Annotated in this window: 12 protein-coding genes; 10 read left to right on the top strand and 2 right to left on the bottom strand. The window is 45.0% G+C overall.

The genetic code is table 11. The features are described 5' to 3' along the window. The 10 genes from HGBM_RS28570 to HGBM_RS25210 all read left to right on the top strand — a co-directional run. A partial coding sequence (locus tag HGBM_RS28570) for a hypothetical protein (protein WP_035288049.1) occupies positions 1-242 on the top strand: 242 nt, incomplete at its 5' end. Between the two features lie 14 nt (positions 243-256). Further along, a complete protein-coding gene (locus HGBM_RS25250) occupies positions 257-586 on the top strand; it encodes a hypothetical protein (protein WP_019123866.1) in 330 nt (109 codons plus the stop codon). A 19-nt stretch (positions 587-605) separates the two neighbouring features. Next, positions 606-1,454 (top strand): conjugal transfer protein TrbL family protein, encoded by an 849-nt coding sequence (locus tag HGBM_RS25245; RefSeq protein ID WP_019123865.1) that lies wholly within the window; start codon positions 606-608, stop codon positions 1,452-1,454. A gap of 5 nt (positions 1,455-1,459) precedes the next feature. After that, on the top strand, positions 1,460-1,765 hold the full coding sequence (locus tag HGBM_RS29175) for a PrgI family protein (protein WP_019123864.1): 306 nt from the start codon (positions 1,460-1,462) through the stop codon (positions 1,763-1,765). Beyond that, positions 1,762-2,397: a hypothetical protein gene (locus HGBM_RS25235; protein ID WP_019123863.1), complete on the top strand. Its 636-nt coding sequence runs from the start codon at positions 1,762-1,764 to the stop codon at positions 2,395-2,397. The genes HGBM_RS29175 and HGBM_RS25235 overlap by 4 nt, the downstream gene beginning before the upstream one ends. Next, complete coding sequence (locus tag HGBM_RS25230; protein WP_019123862.1) at positions 2,390-4,192, top strand: VirB4 family type IV secretion system protein; 1,803 nt, start codon at positions 2,390-2,392, stop codon at positions 4,190-4,192. The genes HGBM_RS25235 and HGBM_RS25230 overlap by 8 nt, the downstream gene beginning before the upstream one ends. Then, positions 4,192-5,109 (top strand): M23 family metallopeptidase, encoded by a 918-nt coding sequence (locus HGBM_RS25225; RefSeq protein WP_019123861.1) that lies wholly within the window; start codon positions 4,192-4,194, stop codon positions 5,107-5,109. Before HGBM_RS25230 ends, HGBM_RS25225 begins: the two co-directional genes overlap by 1 nt. Before the next feature lie 5 nt (positions 5,110-5,114). Beyond that, the gene (locus HGBM_RS29170; protein WP_019123860.1) at positions 5,115-6,239 is read left to right on the top strand and encodes a hypothetical protein; all 1,125 of its coding nucleotides are present in this window, start codon (positions 5,115-5,117) and stop codon (positions 6,237-6,239) included. Continuing rightward, positions 6,236-6,610: a hypothetical protein gene (locus tag HGBM_RS25215; RefSeq protein ID WP_019123859.1), complete on the top strand. Its 375-nt coding sequence runs from the start codon at positions 6,236-6,238 to the stop codon at positions 6,608-6,610. Before HGBM_RS29170 ends, HGBM_RS25215 begins: the two co-directional genes overlap by 4 nt. A 41-nt stretch (positions 6,611-6,651) precedes the next feature. Beyond that, positions 6,652-7,530 carry a DUF3991 domain-containing protein gene (locus HGBM_RS25210; protein WP_161605102.1) on the top strand — a complete coding sequence of 293 codons (879 nt, stop codon included), beginning with the start codon at positions 6,652-6,654 and terminating at the stop codon, positions 7,528-7,530. A gap of 116 nt (positions 7,531-7,646) precedes the next feature. On the opposite strand, the gene HGBM_RS25205 is transcribed toward HGBM_RS25210, so the two are convergent. Beyond that, positions 7,647-7,877, bottom strand: coding sequence for a hypothetical protein (locus tag HGBM_RS25205; RefSeq protein WP_390621041.1), 231 nt, complete (start codon positions 7,875-7,877; stop codon positions 7,647-7,649). Positions 7,878-7,984: 107 nt separating this feature from the next. Continuing rightward, on the bottom strand, positions 7,985-8,208 hold a 224-nt coding region (locus HGBM_RS32660; RefSeq protein WP_035288045.1), incomplete at its 5' end, for a hypothetical protein.

Here is an 8,208-nt window from a genome sequence, read left to right as displayed (position 1 = left end):
CGGCGATTACGCCCTTACCCGATCTTTCCTACTGGCCAGCGGACCGTGATCTAGAAGAGGCGGAAGATCACTTGACGAAGTCGCTAAATCTGAAAGAGGTTGATGTCTGGCTCCCTTTTCAACATACAGAGTTTCATGAAAGAGAAGACGATGAAACAGAAGAAATGGTGCCCCAGCCTATACGTAAAAGGAAAAAATCAATTTTCGATCATTTCGATGATTTTGATGTAGATGAAAACTAAAGGAGCGGTGAAACATGATAAAAAAAGCAATCGCATTTGTCTACTTCTTTGCACAGTTGTTCACGGTGTCTGGAGTTTATGCCGCAAAAGATAACGTTCTTGTATCAGGAACGAAAGCTTTACTAAATGACGCTCTGTTTTGGATCTTGATTCTCATCCCTGTATCCGCTGCTGTCTTTATTGGTTGGCAGTCGTGGTTGAAAAGCGGATTGGATGAACCTGCAGAAATGGCACAGAAAGACAAAATCATCAAAAGAATTCTAGTAGCATCGGTAATTGGTGAATGCGGCATGGCCATTGTCAAACTTGTTTTAAGCTACTACGGCGTAACGGTTACAGAGTAAAAGGGGGAGGAAACAATAAGTGAATTGGTTAAACGACCTCATTTTTAACGCGGTGATGTATACACTGAAAGAATTTACTGACGATATGATCAACCGCTTTATCACCCCAATGGTAAGCATTCGAGAACGTGCGATTGACATGTTGAGTAGTGAAGTGTTTGTGCAAGCAATCCTATATTTACAAGGGATAGCTGCTTTCGTTCTCGCGGTGAAGCTTGCTTTTGAGGCATGGTCGACATACCATCTCAGAGTCAATGGAGATCCTGAAGCAGATCCTTATGGTCTCTTGAAACGAACAGCGATAGCCGGGGCAATGATTGCCTCGGCTCCATGGGTTGTGCAGCAGTTATGGTTATTTGGGCTATCCATACAGAGAGATATTAGTTCTCTGCCGGGAACTGATATGGGAAGTCAGCAGGATGCCCTGCTCAATCTTTTTGCTGCATGTTTAGCTATGCCAAGTACCCTTGCTATTGGTGTTATTCTTGCTATCGTCATTTCCATTCTGGTACAAATACAGGCTCTGATTGTATCAGTTGAAATGAGTATCGCGGCAGTCATCGGCATTTGGATGGCCCTGGGATTAACAAATTCACAATCTAACGCCTTTTCAGAGTGGTGGAGGGACACACAAGGCATGGCGTTAATGCCAGCTCTTCAACTTTTTGTGATCAAGGGTGCTTTTTCCATGTGGATGTCGCTGAGTATCTCTGATCCTGGTGAAAGGCTCATCATGTTTCTTGTCTTTATGTGGGTTGCCTTCAAAGTACCCAGCATTGTCAAGCGATTTGTTTTGAGTACTGGCGTGGGGCGTGGGGCAGCAGGTATCGCTAGAATGTTTGTGACAAGGTTATTGTTCCGGAGGTAGTTACTATGTATCTGATCCCAAAAAATGTGAAGGCACGTTTCGAGTTTAGAGATGGTTTTGGTTGGAAGGAATTAGGCATGATGCTTGTGGGAGCGGTGGTAGGTGTTGTTTTGTTTCTACTATCCGGGCTTTTGATTGATTCGTTGGTGTCCCGGGTTCTCATCTTACTTGTACCGATCGCGGGAGCGTTTTTGTTGATCCAACCGCATCCAGCTACCAAGCTTTCCGTACTGATCACGCTGCGGATGATCTACCGCTTTCGACAATCGAAAAAACTTTATTTATACCGGTTTGGGGGGAGTAGAAATTGAAGCTGCAAAAACGGTTACCGACACTACCCAAGAAGACAAAGCGGCAATCCAGCGTACAATCTTGGATGCCCATAAAAGATATTGATCAGTTTCATATGGTCCATCAAGATCAATTCTGCATCGCAGGAATTCGTGTTATCCCCGTAAACATTGATTTGATGAATCCACGTGAACGAAAGGGGATGATCAGCATTCTATATGAAGTGTTAAACGGATTAAGTGGGCATTTTCAATTTTTTTGTGAGGGAAGGCCAGTTGATCTGGACGGGTATATTGCTGAACTTGAAACGATGAAGGCAAATACACCAGACCCGATTCGGAAGAAAATTCTACAATCACAAATTCGGGAAGCTGCACAAACTGCGATTTCTGGAGAAGCTCTGGAGACGCTGTTTTTTATTTTATTTGCCAATAAGAACAAAACAGAATTAATTGAACAGGTAAAACAGATTGCGGTTGATTTAAAACAACGTGGGATTACAGGTTATATTTGCGACCACAAGGAGTTGATGGATATGCAGTTTGTCTTCACTCATCCCATCCAGGCCGCCTATGAACGGATGCCGGAAGACACCAAAGATTATATTCCCCCACAACTAATGAACCCTGAAAGGATGAGAAAACATGGCTAAAAAAGTACCGGACTCCCCGATGATGGGGAGTTTTTTAGACTTGATTAGTCCCGCCGCACTGAAATTCGAAGAAAAACGAGTGGCAGTCGGAGATCAATATCAGCAAATACTGGTCATTGTTGACTACCCTGAACAGGTAGAAGCTGCGTGGCTTTCCCGTGTGGCGAAATTGCCTGGTGTCGTATGTAGCGTTCATATTGAATCAACTTCATCCTTGGAGCTGCTTGACCATTTGAAGGTGACGATGGGAGAGTTGCAAGGAAAGCTGATACAGGGCGGAAATCCATACTCACTGATGATGACAGAAAAGAAATTCAACCACGCAAAGGAATTGGTCAAGAAAATTACAGACGAACAACAAAACGTTTTTTTTGTAACTGTAGTACTGGCTGTGACGGCTCCTGACGAAAAAACGCTAAGATCCAGAGTAAAAAGTGTCGAGCAAACACTTGCGGGGATACAATTACGGGTACGAACTGCCATGTACTGCCAGGAAGACGGCTATAAAGCTGTTGGTCCGTGGGTGACTTTGCCTCAATCGATCCGAGATATGGGAGCAAGGAATATGCCCTGCGAGACTGTAGCTGGAGCGTTCCCGTTTACGGCCAGCAACCTGAATGACGGTCGTGGTATCCTTCTCGGTTCTGACCGTTCCGAAGGAGTAGTCCTTTTGGATATTTGGAAACGGGAAGGGAGTAGAACGAATTCAAACACGCTTATCACGGGAAGACCTGGCGTGGGGAAATCGACTACTGTCAAGAAAATTATGTATAACGAATATGGTCAGGGGAAGAAAGTGATTATGATCGACCCTGAACGAGAATACCGGGATCTTTGTCAGTACGTAAAAGGCAACTGGATTAATTGCGGCGGTGGTTCTGGTGGCCGCATTAATCCTCTGCAGGTGCGAATGGTTCCACTAGATGATGAAGATGAAGAGGCAATTGAAAAGGGAGCAGCAGAATACAGACCCTTAGCTCATCATTTCCAAACGTTACGTACCTTTTTTTCTATGTACTTGCAGGATATGGGGGGCGAAGATCAGGCAAGATTGGAAATGGCACTGGAGGAAGTATACCATCGAAACAACATTACATGGACAATCCGCCCAGAAGATGTTCCCAACGACTCATGGCCACATATTGGCCATCTGTACGAGTGGGTCGAACAGAAAAAAAGAGAAGCTCCAGAATGGGAGCGACTTGCTCTTCGGCTTCGTAGTGCAGCCAAAGGAGCTGATTCAGCGTTATGGGCCGGTCACTCCACTATTTTAGATGATGCAGAGTTTACCGTTTTGGACATCAAAAATCTGATGGATGGAAGTCAGAATGTTATTGCCGCCCAATATTACAACATCCTTACGTGGTCATGGAATGAAATATCGTTAAACCGGCTGGAACAGATATTACTGGGGATGGACGAAGGGTATCTCATTGCCGATCCCAAGGCACCAGATGCCCTGCGAACGGTTCGTAACATATCCAAACGCATTCGGAAATACGGGGGAGGGCTGCTCTTTATTACGCATAATTTTGAGGACTTGTTAAATGAAGCTGTTCGTTTATACGGACAAGCCTTGATTGACAACCCAACATATAAAATCATTATGCCGCAAGGGGAGAAAGACATTCAGCTGCTGACGCCTCTTTTGAATTTGTCCGAGCAAGAAGTAGAGCTGCTGGAGAAAGGAAGTCGTGGTGATGCTCTTCTGATTGCTGGTAATCGAAGATTATACGTAAAGATTGAAGCAACAGCAGAGGAATTAGAAATATTTGGTTCGGCTGGTGGTCGTTAATGCCGTTGGTGGTAAGGCTTGCCCTTTTCTTGATTCCAAAAGATAAATGGATTCCGCTGCTCTTGATCATCGTCCTTTTGCCTTTTGCCGCGATTCTCTTCATTGTTTCCAGTTTTACAACAGTCAAGCAGATACCGGCAATCTCCCCTGATCAAGTTCAAATCTATATTAAAGCTGTTCAACAGGTGGAAGAAGAGACGGGATTATGGGCTGATTGGAAAGAACTTGTGGCGATTGATGCCGTGCGGTTTCAACAAGATTTTTCGAAAGCTACTTTGTCCCAAGCAAGGAGTCTGGCCTGGAGATTTATCGAAGTTGAGACGATCAAAAGCGAAGATGGGAAAAAGGAAAAGGTGTATTCGTTATTATCCTTGGACAAAGTACTTCAACAAATGGTGGAAGACGAAATGTTGAAACCAGAGGAAATCCAAATGGTGAAAGACTATTTGCTACTTCCGTGGGAGTCGATGTTCGACTCACCTATCGGATTACCAGAAGGTTATATTCCCGATCCTGAAGATGGCTTTGTCTTTCCAGTTGTCGGCCAGTGGCAGCTTACAGATGTATTTCGGGATCGGATCAATCCGGTGACCGGAAAACAGGAATACCACAAAGGAGTCGATTTGGCAGCAAAAATAGGTACACCAGTAGTAGCAGCCAAAAAAGGAAAGGTGATGCTAGCAAGGGCAAACGGTTCCGCCGGAAATGAAGTCAGAATTCAACATGAAGATGGAATGATCACAAGATATCTTCATATGCACTCCATCATGGCAAGAAAAGACCAAGAAGTAGAGGCAGGACAATTAATTGGTTTGGTTGGAACAACAGGTCAATCAACCGGTCCACATTTACACTTTGAGATTCATCTTTATGATAAGCCAGTAGATCCTGCCCCCTATATTTTTCGAAGGAAGTGATGAGAATGTTTGGCATTGTTGCAAGACGATTTGAGAAAACGATCAAAGAAGCCTTACCTGATCCTCCTGTATTTCAGTCGACTGGAGAAACCATACGGGAAGAGTTGGATGCGGCAGCTCGAACGGCTATTCAAACATTGATTATTGAGGTTGATTGTGCAGCAGGAACAGATTTAATTACCGCCCTACGAAGTTTCCGCCGACAGCGTCCTCATACTCGTATCCTTGTTTTGGCTCCAGACCGGAAACCCGGTGATACCACGATTGCCATGATCGTCAGCTTGGGAATCTACGATATTGTCGCACCAGAAATAGTGAATATGGATGAAGAGGATGGGCAAACGCTCATCCTCTCTTCGCTTTCACAATCTCTACAAAGAGTAGCGACATACGCTGATGCAACGCGCTGGGAACGTTGGGGAATGGGAAACGAGTCAGAAGAAACGAAGGAAACGAAACAACAAGTCATTCTTCGGGAGCGTCTTGTAGGCACGCCTGTGATTGCGGTAGCCGGTGCAACACGTGGTTCGGGGTGTACGTACCTAGCCATTCAACTAGCTCTGTTTCTTACACGATACGGAACAGTAGCTTGCATTGAGTTACAGAAGGAAAATATGGCTGGGAGCTTACCCTTTCTTGGTGATGGACAAAGCTTGTTTCAGATTCGGTCAATACCAGAAATTGATTTTGCCTATGTCAAAAAGACAACCGAAATCTTACGAGCAAAAAAATACGACTGGGTTGTGGTCGATGTCGGGTGTTGGGAGGATCGAACGGAGGAAACACTCGAGGAGTGGGAACGGGCAACATTGGCGTGCCTAACAGTTGCCACTTCCCCGTGGTGTTACTTTCAGTATCTCAAGCAAATGGAGTCTCTACCACATCATAGGCCGGATTGGAATGTCTTTCTTCAGCATCCATCTGAAAAACAAAGAAGGGACATCCAGAAGGACATGAAAAAATTTGGAGTACCCGTTTACCCTGAACCCTATCAACCGGATGTTTTAACTCTTACGGAGGACAACGCGACAATATACCAAAGGGCACTTCAAGATGTATTACCGAAGGATACCATCAAAAAGAGGTTTTCGTTCCGTCTGCCACTCTTGAATGGGTGGAGATCCACATGATATTCATCGATAACCGTGTGCCGACCAATCTGGTCGGGGTGATACAGAGAATTGCGGGTCAGACCTTTTCAAGTCATGCTGGAAAAGCCCACTACGAATTAATTCATTATTTGGAGCATGAAGCGTTCTTTTGTGAAAGTGAACACTCCATCTATTATCCAGATGGACGAGTTGAGCGAATCGACATCATGGCCCATCGGGACGGAGAGATATTGGCCATAGAGGTCGATGCGCGAATGAAAAACAAATCGGTCAAAAGATTACTACAATTGGAAGGAGGTGGTCTTTACCGAGTCATTGTCCTCTTACATGGAACTTGCAGCAGAATTCCGGAAGGAATACACGCCATCCTGAGGGTAAACGTCAACTAAATCAAATGTTTCCTGTCCAGCTCAGAAAGGAAGTGATAATGTTGGAGCAAGATGTCATCAGAAAAGCTCGTCAAACGGATCTTCCTTCTTTTTTGGTATCCATGGGGTTCGATCTCAAAAAAGAGGGGAAGAACTATCGGGTTAGAGGGTACAGTGGTGTGTTGGTAAAAGACAATATGTACACCGATTTTGCGAATGGTCACAGTGGAAACGCCGTAGACTTTTGTATGCGAGTGTTGCGGATGTCCTTTCATAAGGCAATTGAGATGTTAAACAAACACGAGGGGAAGGTACAGTTGGCTGACTTCATACCGAAAGAAGAGAACCAAGAACAATCGATTGTCTTGCCCGAACGTGCGGAAAACTATAAACGTATCTTCGCCTACTTGAACAAAACGCGAGGCATTCCAATTCCATTGATCCAGGAGTTGATAAGAAAGAAGCTTCTGTATCAGGACAAGAATGGGAACGCCGTTTTTGTTTGCCGGGATGAAAGCGGCGAAGCGAAAGGTGCCATGATCCGGGGCACCTGTACCGCAAAAAGTTTCAAGCAACGGATTGGAAGCGGTGAGTTTCCCTTTGTTTGGGGAGCTGCAAAAGGGAAGACCATCTTGACGATAACGGAAGCGCCAATTGAAGCTCTCTCCTTAGTGAAACTCTATCCCGAAAGTCGTCAGTCGATCTTGGTATCCTTAGGTGGGATTGACTTCATGGAGAGTGTAGAAAGACTGCTAAAAAAATATCCGATAAAGCGGCTTGTCCTGTCCTTTAACAATGATAGACCCGGACGAGAAGCTATACGACGTTTTACCGAACGCTTTGACCAACGAGTAGAGGTCGAAGCGTTTTTGCCTTCCGCGTCAGATTGGAATGAGCAGTTACTTGCTGTAAAAAGAAACATTCGATGTTTAGAGAGATAGATATCTTTTGGAGAATCTTCTGTCGAGAAGAACAAACTACAGAAAAGTAGGGAGGACTGAAAATGGAGGATTGAAAGAAACCTATGGTTTCGGTCATGGGAACGAAAGAAGAGCAGCTACAAAGGATAGCGCTCTCCAACACCGTCAAAAAGCTTATGGACGAAATCATATTGCTTGACCGGAAGATCGGGAAATACTATCGCAAGCTGACCCTCTTTGAGCGGCAGCCCTTGGGTTGGAGCCTCAACAGCGTGAGGGATGCCGGCTGCCTCCAAAGTTTGGGTATAGTGGGCGGCATCGTCCCAATTTGTCACGTAGTAAAACGATTTGTTGTCCAAAGCAATCACGCTCCTTGTGGTTAGTATGCCACAAAGGATTGGGACAAAAAAAGCTGGGTACAAACTCTCAATTATGTTAAGAACAACGCCTGGGAGGGAGCAGAAAACATGAACCATCAGTAGAAGATCATCGTTGATAAATAGAGGACGCCCTTTCCGGCCTCACAGAGCGAGAGCGTGAGTGTTATGTTCTGACGCATGGAGTGAGCTTCTCTTTCGATGAGACGGCCCGGCTGCTGAAGATAACAAAAAGTAGCGTGCAAACCCATGTGAAACGAGCTCAAGAAAAAAACTGAAAGGGTATCAACCAGCTTATTCCTTGTGGGATAGGCTGTTTCTT

The sequence above is a fragment of the Brevibacillus massiliensis genome (assembly GCF_000311785.1).
Taxonomy (GTDB): domain Bacteria; phylum Bacillota; class Bacilli; order Brevibacillales; family Brevibacillaceae; genus Brevibacillus_C; species Brevibacillus_C massiliensis.
The sequence above is the reverse complement of the archived record's forward strand: the minus strand, read 5'-3'. Positions and strand labels throughout refer to the sequence as shown.

Coding starts and splice junctions, on each gene's coding strand:
- HGBM_RS25230 (WP_019123862.1), top strand. CDS start 2,390: ATGGCTAAAAAAGTACCGGACTCCCCGATGATGGGGAGTTTTTTAGAC.
- HGBM_RS25215 (WP_019123859.1), top strand. CDS start 6,236: ATGATATTCATCGATAACCGTGTGCCGACCAATCTGGTCGGGGTGATA.
- HGBM_RS29175 (WP_019123864.1), top strand. CDS start 1,460: ATGTATCTGATCCCAAAAAATGTGAAGGCACGTTTCGAGTTTAGAGAT.
- HGBM_RS25250 (WP_019123866.1), top strand. CDS start 257: ATGATAAAAAAAGCAATCGCATTTGTCTACTTCTTTGCACAGTTGTTC.
- HGBM_RS29170 (WP_019123860.1), top strand. CDS start 5,115: ATGTTTGGCATTGTTGCAAGACGATTTGAGAAAACGATCAAAGAAGCC.
- HGBM_RS25225 (WP_019123861.1), top strand. CDS start 4,192: ATGCCGTTGGTGGTAAGGCTTGCCCTTTTCTTGATTCCAAAAGATAAA.